Origin of the sequence: Terrabacter sp. RAF57, assembly GCF_052113925.1 — a bacterium.
Taxonomy (GTDB): Bacteria; Actinomycetota; Actinomycetes; order Actinomycetales; family Dermatophilaceae; genus Terrabacter.
This window is the reverse complement of sequence record NZ_JBFRDT010000026.1, coordinates 13,645-26,335: the sequence shown is the minus strand read 5'-3', so window position 1 is coordinate 26,335 and position 12,691 is coordinate 13,645. Positions and strand designations below refer to the sequence as shown.

Genomic DNA, 12,691 nt, shown 5'->3' with positions numbered 1-12,691 from the left:
GTTCGTCGCGTGAGCCGAAGCGTCTACGTCGCCTCGCCCGAGGGGCTGACAGGCAAGTCCGCCGTGGCCCTCGGCCTGCTCGACGCCCTGTTGCGTGAGGTCGGGTCGGTCGGTGTCTACCGCCCGCTGACGACCCTCGGGGGCACCGGTCCCGACGACGAGGTCGACCACATCGTCGAGATGCTCGTCAGCCAGCCCGGCGTCGAGCAGACCTACGAGGAGGCACTCGGAGTCACCTACGCCCAGGCGCACGACGACCCCGACGAGGCGCTCCACGTCATCGTCGAGCGGTTCGGCGCGCTGAGCGCGCGCTTCGAGGTCGTCATCGTGCTCGGCTCCGACTACACCGACGTCTCGACCGGCACGGAGCTGTCCTTCAACGCGCGGGTGGCCGCCAACCTCGGCTCGGCCGTCGTGCTCGTCGTGCACGGCCGCGACCGCACGCCCGACCAGATCCGCGTCGCCGCCGACAGTGCCATCACCGAGCTGCGCGCCAACCACGCCCAGACCGTCGCCGTCGTCGCCAACCGCGTCGACCCGGCCGACCTCGACGAGGTGCGGGCCGTGCTCGGCACCCTGCCCTTCCCGGTCACCGCCGCGATCCCCGAGAACTCGCTCCTCTCCGCGCCGAGCTTCCGGGCCCTCGCCGACGCGATCGGGGCACGGCTCGTCCTCGGCAGCGAGTCGTGGATGGACCGTGACAGTCTCGGGCTCGTCGTCGCGGCCATGAGCCTGCCCAACGTGCTCGCCCGGCTCGGCCCGGACGTCACCGTCATCGCGCCGAGCGACCGCACCGACCTCATCCCGGGCCTCCTGCTAGCCCACCAGTCCGGCACCTTCCCGACCCTGGCGGGGATCATCCTCACCGGCGGCTACCCGATCCCCGAGACGATCTCGCGCCTGTCGGCCGGCGTTCAGCAGGACCTGCCGATCGCCCTCACCGACGACGGCACCTTCCGCACGGCCGAGCGGCTCATGCAGGTGCGCGGACCGATGACGAAGGGATCGCGCAACAAGATCGAGACGGCACGCCGGCTCTTCTCCGAGAGCGTCGACCAGGCCGCCCTGCTCACCGCCATCGACGTCTCGGCCTCCGAGGTGCGCACGCCGCTGATGTTCGAGTTCCAGCTCATGGAGCGGGCTCGCTCCGACCGCAAGCACATCGTGCTCCCCGAGAGCCAGGACGACCGCATCCTCGAGGCCGCTGACGTGCTGCTGCGACGAGGCGTCGCCGACCTGACGCTGCTCGGCGACGAGACGAAGGTGCGGGCCCGCGGGTCGGCGCTCGGGCTCGACCTCGACGCCGCGACCGTCGTCTCCCCCACCGACGCCGACCTCGTCGAGCGCTTCGCGCAGGAGTATGCCGCCGCGCGGGCCCACAAGGGCATGACCGTCGAGCGCGCCCGGGAGGTCGTCACCGACATCTCGTTCTTCGGCACGATGATGGTGCACCTCGGCCTCGCCGACGGCATGGTGTCCGGCGCCGTCAACACGACGGCGCACACGATCCGTCCGGCGCTCGAGTTCGTCAAGACCGCCGACGGGGTCAAGACGGTCTCGAGCGTCTTCCTCATGTGTCTCGCCGACCGGGTGCTCGTCTACGGCGACTGCGCGGTGATCCCCGACCCGACGGCCGAGCAGCTCGCCGACATCGCGATCTCCTCGGCGCAGACCGCGCAGCAGTTCGGGATCGAGCCGCGGGTCGCGATGCTCTCCTACTCGACCGGCACGAGCGGCGCCGGCGCCGAGGTCGAGAAGGTCCGTGCCGCAACGGAGCTCATCGCCCAGCGGGCACCGGATCTCGCGCTGGCCGGCCCGATCCAGTACGACGCCGCCATCGACCCCGTCGTGGGTCGGGCCAAGATGCCTGACTCCGACGTCGCCGGCCACGCCACGGTCTTCGTCTTCCCCGACCTCAACACCGGCAACAACACGTACAAGGCCGTGCAGCGCAGCGCGCACGCCGTCGCGGTGGGCCCGGTGCTCCAGGGTCTGCGCAAGCCGGTCAACGACCTCTCCCGCGGCGCCCTCGTCGACGACATCGTCAACACCGTCGCCATCACCGCCGTCCAGGCGCAGGGCGTCTCGACCGAGCAGCAGGGAGCCGGCCAGTGACGGAGTCCACCCACGACAGGCCCGTCCTCGTCCTCAACGCCGGCTCGTCATCGCTCAAGTACCAGCTCGTCGTGCCGGAGTCGGGCGAGGTCCGCGCCGGTGGGATCGTCGAGCGCATCGGCGAGGCCGGCAGCGACGTCACCGACCACTCGGCCGCACTCGAGGTGATGACGACCCAGCTGCACGCCGACGGAGTCGACCTCTACGAGGTGCCGCTCCGCGCCGTGGGTCACCGCGTCGTCCACGGCGGCCCCGACTTCTCGGAGCCGGTCGTCATCGACGACGCCGTGCTCGACCGCATCAGGGCGCTGAGCGCCCTTGCGCCACTGCACAACCCGGCTGCCGTCATCGGCATCGAGGCCGCTCGGCAGCACTACGGCGTGCCCCACGTGGCCGTCTTCGACACCGCCTTCTTCTCGTCCCTTCCGGCCGCGGCGTCGACGTATGCGGTGCCACGCGACCTCGCCGCGAAGCACTCCATCCGCCGCTACGGCTTCCACGGCACCTCGCACCACTTCGTCGCGCAGGCGACGGCCGACCTGCTGGGTCGCCCCCTCGCTGATCTGCGCCAGGTGATCCTCCACCTCGGCAACGGGTGCTCGGCGTCCGCGGTGCGCGGTGGCCAGGCCGTCGAGACGTCGATGGGCCTGACCCCCCTGCAGGGTCTCGTCATGGGCACCCGCTCTGGCGACGTCGATCCCGGGCTCCACGCCTACCTCGCCCGAGAGGCAGGGATGACGCTCGACGAGATCGACACCCTGCTCAACAAGAAGTCCGGCGTCCTCGGGCTGAGCGGTGTCAACGACTTCCGCGAGCTCGTGCAGCGGGTCGATGCCGGGGACGCGGATGCGCGTCTCGCGTTCGACGTCTTCGTCCACCGGCTCAAGCACTACGTCGGCGCCTACCTCGCGATCCTCGGCGGGGCCGACGTGCTCGTCTTCACGGCGGGCATCGGACAGCACAGCGCCCCTGTCCGGGCTGCGGTCGCCGACGGGCTCACTGAGCTGGGCATCACGGTCGACGCGGACCTCAACGCGTCGGGCTCGAGCGCGGCACGCGTCATCTCTCCTGACGGGTCGCGCGTCGTCGTCGCGGTCGTGCCGACCAACGAGGAGCTCGCCATCGCCCGCCAGACGGCCGACCTCGTCGGCTGACCGCCCACCTCCACGCCGGTTCGAGGTGATGTCGGCACCCCCGTGGGTGCCGCGCTCACCTCGACGGGCGCTGGGCCTCGAGGTACTCGCGCAGGGACGTGGGCCGGCGACCCGTCAGCCGCTCGACGTCGCCGCTGACGCCGTCGAGCTCACCCGCGGCGACGGCGGTGTACGTCGACACCCAGGCGTCCACCTGCCAGTCCGGGGCCCCGTAGACCGCGCGGGACGCGTACGCCTCCTCGACCGTCTCGTCGTGGAAGCGCACCTCGCGGCCCGTCACCTCGGTGATGACCTGCGCCATCTCGGCGAACGTCAGCGCCTCGGGCCCGGTCAGTGCGTAGGTCGCGCCTGCGTGCGACGTGGGGTCGAGCAGGACGGTGACCGCGACGCGTGCGATGTCCTCGTGCGCGACGACGGCGGCCCGGCCGTCGCCGGCGGGGCCTCGGACGACGCCGTCCTCGCCGACCATGTGGTCCATGAACTCGAGGTAGAGGTTGTCGCGGAGGAACGTCCACGCCATGCCCGAGTCGCGCAGGTGCTGCTCCGTGGCCGCGTGGTCACGAGCCAGGGTGAACGTCGCATCCGGCGCGGCTCCGAAGAACGAGACGTAGACGACGTGTCCGACCCCGGCAGCCGCGGCGGCGTCGACGAAGGCTCGGTGCTCGGCGAGCCGGTCCTCGTTCTCGGCCGCCGAGACCATGAAGAGGGTCTCGACACCCTCGAGAGCCGCTCGGGCGGCGTCGGCGTCGCGGTAGCTGCACCGAGCCGCAACGGAACCCGGCAGCTCCGGCGCCCGACTGACGTCACGGACGAGGAGCCGCTGGGCGACTCCACGGCCGGCGAGATCCTTGGCGACGAGGCCACCAAGCCACCCGGTCGAGCCGGTGACGGCGAGGGTCGGACGGGGACTGGTGGCGTCTGCGCTCATCCCCCGAGCGTACGCACGGGACGGGTGCCGACGTCAGGTTCGGCGCACGAGGCGCGACAGGTCGACACAGGAGACGCCGACCGCGTCCATGCGCCGCGTGATCGGCTCGCCCCCGTCACGCGGCACGACCAACGAGGCACGGCCTCCCCGCCGCAACGCGTCGGCCACGTCGTCGCGAGCGACGGCGAGCGACTCCCAGTCGGCCAGCCAGTCGTCGACCGGGAGGTCGTCGGCTCTGGCGGCCGGGTCGAGCCTGCGGACCTCGGCGACGAACGCGCGGATCGCCTCGTCCTGGGCCGCGATCGCCGCCACCTTCACCGGGGCCGGTGACCCCACGTCGACCGGACTGGCCGCCAGGCCGGCCCGGAGCCGGGTGCAGCCGACGTCGACGGCGGCGACCACGTCGGGTCGGTCGATGAGCTCGATCCGGTCGTGGTCGGCGTACGCCCAGACCCCGAACCCGGCGAGGACGAGGAGGCCGAGCACGACCAGCGTCACGACGGTGACGGCGATGCCCACTCCCCTCGACGGGCGACGGCGCCCCGTCTCCCGCAGCGGGGACATCCGCTCCCAGTACGTCGTCATGACCGGAGTGTCGCCGCCGTCAGGCGACGACGACGGTCGGCGATGCGCACTGATGCCCGATCGTGACGACCGGGCCCGGGCTGCCGCTCAGCGGCGGGTGATGCACCGCGGGGGCGGCCACGCGGCATACGGTGTGGTCGTGACCGACAACCATGCCGAGCCCTCTGGCACGCCCTCTGGCATGCCCTCCGACGCGACCGTGCCCGTGCGCACCCACGACGACGGCGACGCGCTGCGGGCCGACGCCCGTTCCGAGACCGCGGACCTGCCCGGGATCGTCGCCGCGGCCGTGCCACCCGGCATCCGGGTCGCGAGCGAGTGGGCGTGGCGCCTGCTGCTCATCGGCGCGGCCATCTACCTGCTGTCGCTCGCGGTGCGCTCGGTCTCCGAGATCGTCGTGCCGGTTGCGATCGCCATCCTCCTGACCGCCCTGCTGCGGCCCGTCGCGAACTGGCTGCACCACCGGATGAAGCCGGGGGCGGCCGCCGGCATCACGCTGCTCGGCACCATCCTGCTCATCGGGGCCCTCTTCACCCTCGTCGGGACCCAGTTCAGCAGCGGCTTCTCCGACCTGACGAGCCAGGTCGCCACCGGTCTCGAGCGCATCCGCGACTGGGTGCGCACGTCGTTCCACATCACCGACGCGCAGTTCGACGAGTACTTCAACACCATCCGCGACAAGGTGAGCGAGTCGGGCAACCTCGGCGACACCGCGACCTCGGTCGGGCTCACGGCGACGCACTTCATCGCCGGCCTGTTCATCGCCCTCTTCTCGCTCTTCTTCTTCCTCTACGAGGGCCCGCGCATCTGGAGCTGGATCGTGCGGCTCTTCCCGCGCGCCACCCGCCCCCGCGTCAACTCCTCGGGCATCATCGCCTGGCACCAGCTGTCCGCGTTCGTGCGCGCGACGATGATCGTGGCCTTCGTCGACGCGGTCGGCATCTCGGTCGGCGCCGCGATCCTCAAGGTCCCCTTCGCGTTCGCGATCGGCATCCTCGTCTTCATCCTGGCGTTCATCCCGATCGTCGGAGCGCTGCTCTCGGGGGCCGTCGCCGTGCTGCTCGCGCTCGTCGCGCACGGCCCGGGCGTCGCCCTCATCATGCTCGCCGTCGTCATCGGCGTGCAGCAGCTCGAGTCGCACGTGCTCCAGCCGTTCCTGCTCGGCAAGGCTGTCAGCGTCCACCCGCTCGCCGTCATCCTCGCCATCGCGACCGGCTCGATCATCGCCGGCATCGTCGGGGCGCTCGTCGCCGTCCCCTTCGCCGCGGTGCTCAACGCCGTGGGCAAGCACCTCTTCAGCGACGAGTCGGAGGGCGAGCTCGACCGGGAGATGGCTGCCTCGGCCGACGAAGGCGGAGCCCCAGCCAACGCCTGACGGGCGCCGTATGCCGTCCCGGAACGACGGACGTCCGTGACCGATGGGGCCACTCGAACCCTCGAGTGGCCCCGCTTCCACATGCGCACCACGCGCCCCGGTCGCTGCACCCCCCCGTCGCGGCGGCGGCCATCGGAAGCGCGCCGTGGCGCGGTTCGGTCGTGGTCCGGGGCCAGGTTGCCACCCATGAGTGCGCCGTGGCGCGGTTGGGTGGGGCGGGGGATGCGTTCGAGCCAGGTGTGGCTGGGATCGACGGTCCTACTGGGAGACGGCGCGGCGGGCGAAGAGGGCTCGGTCGTCGAGCTCCTCGGCCTCCTCCGCGAACTCAGGCGTGTCGAAGACGTCGGCCGGGATGCCGGACTCGGTGTAGCGCGGCTCGGCCTTGGCCTTGAGCGAGTAGGTCGGGCGCGGCACCGGGACGGGGCTCCAGCTGCCCTCGGCGGGCTGCTCGACGGCGGCCACGGCGACGGGCACCTCACCCGTGATCGGCGCCTGGACGTCGAAGACGCCGGGCTCGACGTGCTGGGCGACGACGGTCTGCGACTCCTGCGAGACCGCCACGACCTCCGACGGCGCCGCCGTGGCGGTGCTGCGGATGACCTGCGTGTCGTCACTCGAGAGGAGCGGCACGTGGTGCGCCGCGTCGTGCGCGTCGTAGGACCTGCTGTGGCGTCGACCCCGCCGGCCACCTCGAGCGCGCTGGTCCCCCGCATCCGAGCTGCTGCGCAGGCGGTCGGCCTGGGCCTCGGCCCGCAGCCACACGAGGACGGCGGCGACGGTGAGCACGGCGAACGGGATGGAGATCCACATGAGCACGTCGGTCACCGTCAGCACGACGGACACCGGCAGCCAGGCGGCCGCGACGAGGAGCAGCGCCGCGCGAAGGCGGCGCTGTGCCAGCGGAACCCGCGCAGGGGCCGTGGGTCGAGCCGGCCTCCGGTCCGCGTGGCTCGTCGGTCGCGCTGACTCGGGCATGCGGTCCACCTCGGCGGAGTAGGGGGCGATGTCGTGGTCGGTCTGGCTCAGGTCTGACGAGGAGCCCGATGCGACGGTCGAGCTCGCGAGCACCCGCTCGTCGGATCGACGTGCGACGAGCGGAGAGTGGCGGCGCGACGTGCCGGCGGGGACGGCCCGCTTCACGTCGACGGTGGGACGGCCGGTGCTCGGGGGCTTGACGGCATACGAGTGCGGGCGCGGGGTGCTCAGTGCCGTGGTCGGCAGGGCCGGTCGCTTCTCGAGGACTCGCATGGCCTCGGAGAAGCCCTCGACCGACCGGGTCGCGGCGGCGTCCTCGCGGCGGCGGGCCCAGTGCTGCACGAGATAGGCAGCCCAGATCGCCACGATGACGACGAAGATGAGGCTGCTGACTGGCACGTGACCCACGGTAGGACGCGGTTCGGTAACGGCCCCGCACATCCGGGGCGTGTCGCGCAAGAGGCTGGTGTTACACCTGTGACAGGCGAGCCGTGAGAGTCGATCCGCACAGGTCCTCGGTCGTGACGGCGAAGGAGCGGTGGTCGCGCCACGCGCCGTCGATGTGCAGGAAGCGCTCGCGCACTCCCTCGTCACGCAGGCCGAGCCGCTCGACGACGCGCAGCGAGGGCACGTTGTCGAGCCGGATGTTGACCTCGACCCGGTGCAGCCCACCCGCGCCGAGCGCGTGGTCGACCGCCAGCGCGAGGGCGCGGGTCGCGATGCCCTGTCCGGTGACGGACTCGTCGAGCCAGTAGCCGGCCGCACCCGACTGTTGCGCGGCGCGGACGATCCCGAAGAGGTGGACCTGACCCACGATGCGACCGCCGACCTCGATGCACCACGGCATGGCGCGGTCGGCGCGCGCCTCGGTGTCGAGGTCGCGGACGAACTGCCGGAACGAGACCGGGGTCCGCGCCGGCGAGCCCGGCGGGAGGGTCGGCTCCCACGGCTGGACGTATGCCGCGTTGTCGCGCCGCACGCGCTGCCAGTCACGCTCGTCGTCCAGACGCAGGGGCCGCAGCACGATCGCGGGCTCGGACGAGGCATCGCGCAGGACCACGGGCCAGCGGGCCTGACCGTCCCGGTGTGGGCGCCACGGCATCCTCATCCGAACGATCCCCCCGGGATCGGCCGACGTCGGATCACGAAGTGCCGCAAGCGGATCCGCGTCCTCACGTCAGTGGTCACTGCCGGGGATCTGGTCGAGGGCGTGGCCCAGGACCGGCTCGAGCACGTCGAGCGCGTCGGCCACGCCACCGCGCGATCCGGGAAGGTTGGCGACGAAGGTGCGCCCGGCCAGGCCGACGAGACCGCGCGAGAGCATCGCCGTCGGGACCCCCTTGGCGACGCCGGCGGCACGGATCGCCTCGGCGACGCCGGGCACGAGCCGGTCGAGCATGGGTGCGGTCTGCTCGGGTGTGACGTCGGTCGGGGTGAGGCCGGTCCCTCCGGTCGTGATGACGAGCTCCGGTTCGCTCGCGAGGACCTCGCGGAGCGCCAGGCCGAACTCGTCGCCGTCGGCCACGACGACCGGCTCGCCCACCTCGAAGCCCCAGGCGCGGAGCCGCTCGACGATGACCGGGCCGGAACTGTCGGCGTAGACGCCGGCTGCGGCACGGGTCGAGGACGTGACGACGACGGCCCGGCGGCCCACGCCCGGACCCTCACTCATGCCAGTCTCCCGACCGGCCGCCGGACTTCGCCGTGACGCGGACGTCGGTGATCCGGCCGTGCTTGTCGACGGCCTTGACCATGTCGATGAGGGCGAGCGCGGCGACCGACACCGCGGTCAACGCCTCCATCTCGATGCCCGTCCGGTCGGCGGTGCGCACCGTCGCCGTGATGTCGGCACCGTCGTCGGCAACCGTCACGTCGACCTCGACGCCGTGCACGGCGATCGGGTGCGCGAGCGGGATGAGCTCGGGTGTGCGCTTGACGGCCTGGATGCCGGCAATGCGGGCGACCGCCAGGGCGTCGCCCTTGGGGACGTTCCCCGCGCGCAACGCCGCGACCGCGTCGGCGCTGAGCAGGACGCGTCCCGCCGCGCTCGCCTCGCGGGCGGTCACGGCCTTGGCCGACACGTCGACCATGTGGGCGCTGCCGTCAGCGCGCACGTGGGTCAGGCCCGGCGCCTCGGCAGCGGCCGGGGCCTCTGACGGGGAGGCCTCGGCCCCGCCCCACTCCGGGGTCGCCACCCACGGGTCGCTCGGATCTGGCTGTGCCCCGGGTCGGTCGCTCATCACGCCTCCTTGTCGAGGACGAGGACGTCGACGACCTCACCGGCGACGAGCTCGGTGACGTCCTCGGGCACGACGAACAGGGCGTTGGCCCGGGAGAGGTCGGCGACGAAGTGCGAGCCCTGCCCCGCCACGGGGACGGCGACGAGCGTGCCTTCCGCCGACCGCGACACGACGGCACGACCGAACTGGCGCCGCCCGCCGAAGGACTCGACGCCGGAGATGAGCGTGGCCGGCCGCAACCGGCGCTTCTCGGGGCTCAGGCGCATGAGCCGGCGCAGCGCCGGGCGCACGAAGACCTCGAACGACACGAACGACGACACCGGGTTGCCGGGCAGGGCGAAGAGCGGCACCTGCTTGCCACCCGGCCCGGTCAACAGCCCGTAGCCCTGCGGCTTGCCCGGCTGCATCGCGACCTTGACGAAGTCGATGCCCTCGCCGCGCAGGGCGCTCTTGACGACGTCGTAGGCGCCCATCGAGACTCCGCCGCTCGTGATGACGACGTCGGCCTCGGCGACCACCTCGTCGAGCACGGCGAGCAGCTCCTCGTCGGAGTCGCCGACCGCCGCCCGGATCTCGGCCGACGCCCCGGCGCCGACGGCGGCAGCCCACAGCATGGACGAGTTGGAGTCGTGGATCTGACCGGGCTGCAAGGGTCTTCCGGGCTCGACGAGCTCGGCACCGGTCGACAGCACGACGACGTGCGGCCGGCGGTGGACCTCGACCTCGGCATGACCGCAGGCCGCGAGCAGCGCGATGGTGCGGGCGCCGACGACCTCGCCCGCCGAGACGATGACCTCGCCCGACGACACGTCCTCGCCCTGCGGACGGATGAAGCGACCCGGCGGGACCGCCACGCGGCACTGGACGTCGCCCGTTGCGGCCCCGTCGGTGTCCTCGACGGCGATGACGGCGTCGGCACCCTCGGGGATCGTGGCGCCCGTCATGATCCTGGCCGCCTCCCCCACACCCACCGAGAAGGTCGGGTCGGCACCCGCGGCGACCTCGCCGACGATGCGCAACCGCACCGGGGACTCACCGGCGGACGCGAGCGACTCGGCGCGGACGGCATACCCGTCCATCGACGAGTTGTCGAAGTGCGGCAGGTTGACCTTGGCCCGGACGTCGCGGGCCACGACGAGGCCGAGGGCCTCGGTGAGCGGCGTCCACTCGGTCGGGGACGGCTCGAGGGTCGAGAGGATGGCCTTGAGGTGCTCGTCGACGGTGCGCACGTCGCCGGGTGTCGTGACGGGCGCCGGCTGCGGCGTCGGCAGCTCACCGAGCACGGCGTCGTCGAGGACCCGGCGGTAGCCGTCGATGAGCACCTCGCCGACGCAACGGACGTTGCGGCCGAAGACGGGGTCACCGATGACGCGCAGGCTCGTGCAGTCGCGCATCGAGGGCACCCCCTTGGGGAAGCGCTGCTCGAAGCCCGACACGAAGCGGTAGGCCGAGTCGAGGTCGACGTAGGGCTCGGGCGCGTCGACGGTCGCGACGACGTGGTAGCCCTCGTCAAGGGCGAAGAAGTCGGACCGTATGACGAGCAGGTCGTTCGTCGTCTTGACCGGACGGAAGCGCGTGCGCGGCACGAGGATCGCCTCGGAGCCCTCGAACACCTCGATCGCCGTGCCCATCGCCGACTCCATCTGGATGACCTCGGGCGAGCCCGGGTCGGCGGGGTCGACGTTCTTGTGGTTGACGATGATCGGCAGGCCCAGGACGCCCTGCTTGGCCGTCATCCGCTCGCGCAGGACCTCGAGGTTGATCCACACGTTGTTGGCGTTGAAGGTGTTGTGCCGCTTGATGTCGCGGAAGTAGCGCTCCTCCCCCTCGGCCACCATCGCCGTGTCGCGCAGCACGATGCGGCCGTCGGACTTGCGCACCGCTAGGTGACCGCCCTTGCGGTCGCTCTTCGTGCGCTTGCACACCTCGGCGACGTAGGGAAGGCCGTGCTCGACCATCCACGCCGCGACGTCGGGGTCGCACGTCGCGCCGAGGTTGTCGGAGTTGGAGAGGAAGGCGTAGCGGATCCCCTTCTCCAACAGGGAGTCGAGCACGCCGGACGTGACGAGCGAGACATAGATGTCGCCGTGGCCCGGCGGGCACCACTCGAGCTCGGGGTCGTCGGGCCACTGCACCGGCATGAGGTCGTCGGGGCGCAGCTTGGGCTCGGCGTTCTGGATGAAGTCGAGCGGCAGCCCGTCGACCGGCAGGTCGGGGTACTTCGCGAGGATCTTGAGCGACTCCTCCGAGGTGCGGAACGAGTTCATGAGCACCAGCGGGAGCTCGACCCCCCAGCGCTCACGCAGGGCCAGCACCTGCAGGGCGATGATGTCGAGGAAGGTCAGGCCGTCCTTGACCTCGAGCGCGGACTTGGCGCCCGTCATGCCCATCCCGGTGCCGAGGCCGCCGTTGAGCTTGATGACGGCGGTGCGCGACAGCGCCTCGCGCGCCTCCTCGTCGGACACCTGGACCTCACGGAGGGTCTGCACCTCGCCGAGGGGCTCGATCGACTCCTCGGGGATCGTGCCGAGCGCCCCGGCCTGGAGCTGCTCGTAGTAGTGCTCGAACACCCTGATCGCCTCAGGACCGAGGCCCCGCTCGCGCATCAGTGCGACGGACGCGTGGAGCCCCTGGTCACTCATGGGCATCACCTTACGATGGGCCGCATGTGCGTCACCCGAGTGCGCGGAATGTGCTCCCCGTGAGCGGCCTGGACAAGCGTGACCTGCGTCACGCCGCGCGGGCCCGGCGGCGCGAGATCGCGTCGCGCCTGACCCCGGCCGAGCGTGACGCCGCCGCGGCGGCGATCGCCGGGGCGGTGCTCCGTTTCGTGCCCGACCCGGCCCGGGTGGCGGTCTACGAGTCCCTCCCGGACGAGCCGCCGACCGACCGCCTCGTCGAGGCGCTCCTCGCGGCCGGCCACGAGGTCATCGTGCCCGTCGTGCAGGGCGACTTCTCGCTCGAGTGGAGGTATGCCGTCCCGGGCACCTCGGGCGACGACGCGACCGTGCGCCGCCCCGGCCACGGCGGCCGCGCCCCGGACGCCGACGAGCGACGGGGCTGGCTCGGCACCGACGCCCTCGCCACGTGCGACCTCGTCGTCACGCCCGGGCTCTCCGTCGACGGGCACGGCACGCGCCTCGGTCAGGGCGGCGGCTGCTACGACCGGGCCCTGCTCCACCGCGACCCGGCCACACCCGTCGTGACCCTGCTCCACGAAGGCGAGCAGAGCGACGCCGACCTGCCGGCCGACGCGCACGACCTCCCGGTCGACGGCTACGTCACGACGACCGGACGCGTCGTGCGGCTGCGCTGACGC

At 72.2% G+C, this 12,691-nt stretch carries 11 protein-coding genes; 4 read left to right on the top strand and 7 right to left on the bottom strand.

The features are described from left to right. Positions 1 to 9: 9 nt before the first annotated feature. Both pta and AB4Y83_RS20500 read left to right on the top strand, forming a co-directional pair. Positions 10 to 2,115: a phosphate acetyltransferase gene (gene pta / locus AB4Y83_RS20505; protein WP_442273772.1), complete on the top strand. Its 2,106-nt coding sequence runs from the start codon at positions 10 to 12 to the stop codon at positions 2,113 to 2,115. Continuing rightward, positions 2,112 to 3,269, top strand: coding sequence for an acetate/propionate family kinase (locus AB4Y83_RS20500; RefSeq protein WP_442273771.1), 1,158 nt, complete (start codon positions 2,112 to 2,114; stop codon positions 3,267 to 3,269). Before pta ends, AB4Y83_RS20500 begins: the two co-directional genes overlap by 4 nt. A 55-nt stretch (positions 3,270 to 3,324) precedes the next feature. Here the strand turns inward: AB4Y83_RS20500 and AB4Y83_RS20495 are convergent, their stop codons facing one another. Together AB4Y83_RS20495 and AB4Y83_RS20490 are read right to left on the bottom strand one after the other, a co-directional pair. Beyond that, positions 3,325 to 4,197: an SDR family oxidoreductase gene (locus AB4Y83_RS20495; protein ID WP_442273770.1), complete on the bottom strand. Its 873-nt coding sequence runs from the start codon at positions 4,195 to 4,197 to the stop codon at positions 3,325 to 3,327. A gap of 33 nt (positions 4,198 to 4,230) precedes the next feature. Further along, on the bottom strand, positions 4,231 to 4,782 hold the full coding sequence (locus AB4Y83_RS20490; protein WP_442298025.1) for a hypothetical protein: 552 nt from the start codon (positions 4,780 to 4,782) through the stop codon (positions 4,231 to 4,233). 139 nt (positions 4,783 to 4,921) lie between these two features. Between AB4Y83_RS20490 and AB4Y83_RS20485 the strand changes: the two genes are divergently transcribed. Next, complete coding sequence (locus AB4Y83_RS20485; protein WP_442298024.1) at positions 4,922 to 6,157, top strand: AI-2E family transporter; 1,236 nt, start codon at positions 4,922 to 4,924, stop codon at positions 6,155 to 6,157. Positions 6,158 to 6,415: 258 nt separating this feature from the next. Here AB4Y83_RS20485 and AB4Y83_RS20480 read toward each other — a convergent pair whose 3' ends face one another. From AB4Y83_RS20480 to AB4Y83_RS20460, 5 genes are all read right to left on the bottom strand, one after another. Further along, positions 6,416 to 7,531, bottom strand: coding sequence for a hypothetical protein (locus tag AB4Y83_RS20480; RefSeq protein WP_442298023.1), 1,116 nt, complete (start codon positions 7,529 to 7,531; stop codon positions 6,416 to 6,418). A gap of 70 nt (positions 7,532 to 7,601) precedes the next feature. Further along, on the bottom strand, positions 7,602 to 8,234 hold the full coding sequence (locus tag AB4Y83_RS20475) for a GNAT family N-acetyltransferase (RefSeq protein WP_056777884.1): 633 nt from the start codon (positions 8,232 to 8,234) through the stop codon (positions 7,602 to 7,604). A gap of 75 nt (positions 8,235 to 8,309) precedes the next feature. Further along, entirely contained in the window at positions 8,310 to 8,804 is a 495-nt protein-coding gene (locus tag AB4Y83_RS20470) for a MogA/MoaB family molybdenum cofactor biosynthesis protein (RefSeq protein WP_442298022.1), read from the bottom strand. Beyond that, complete coding sequence (moaC, locus tag AB4Y83_RS20465; RefSeq protein WP_442298033.1) at positions 8,797 to 9,222, bottom strand: cyclic pyranopterin monophosphate synthase MoaC; 426 nt, start codon at positions 9,220 to 9,222, stop codon at positions 8,797 to 8,799. The genes AB4Y83_RS20470 and moaC overlap by 8 nt, the downstream gene beginning before the upstream one ends. A 149-nt stretch (positions 9,223 to 9,371) precedes the next feature. After that, on the bottom strand, positions 9,372 to 12,014 hold the full coding sequence (locus tag AB4Y83_RS20460) for a UTP--glucose-1-phosphate uridylyltransferase (protein WP_442298021.1): 2,643 nt from the start codon (positions 12,012 to 12,014) through the stop codon (positions 9,372 to 9,374). Between the two features lie 59 nt (positions 12,015 to 12,073). Here AB4Y83_RS20460 and AB4Y83_RS20455 point away from each other — a divergent pair, with 59 nt between their 5' ends. Continuing rightward, on the top strand, positions 12,074 to 12,688 hold the full coding sequence (locus tag AB4Y83_RS20455; RefSeq protein WP_442273764.1) for a 5-formyltetrahydrofolate cyclo-ligase: 615 nt from the start codon (positions 12,074 to 12,076) through the stop codon (positions 12,686 to 12,688). Positions 12,689 to 12,691: the final 3 nt, after the last annotated feature.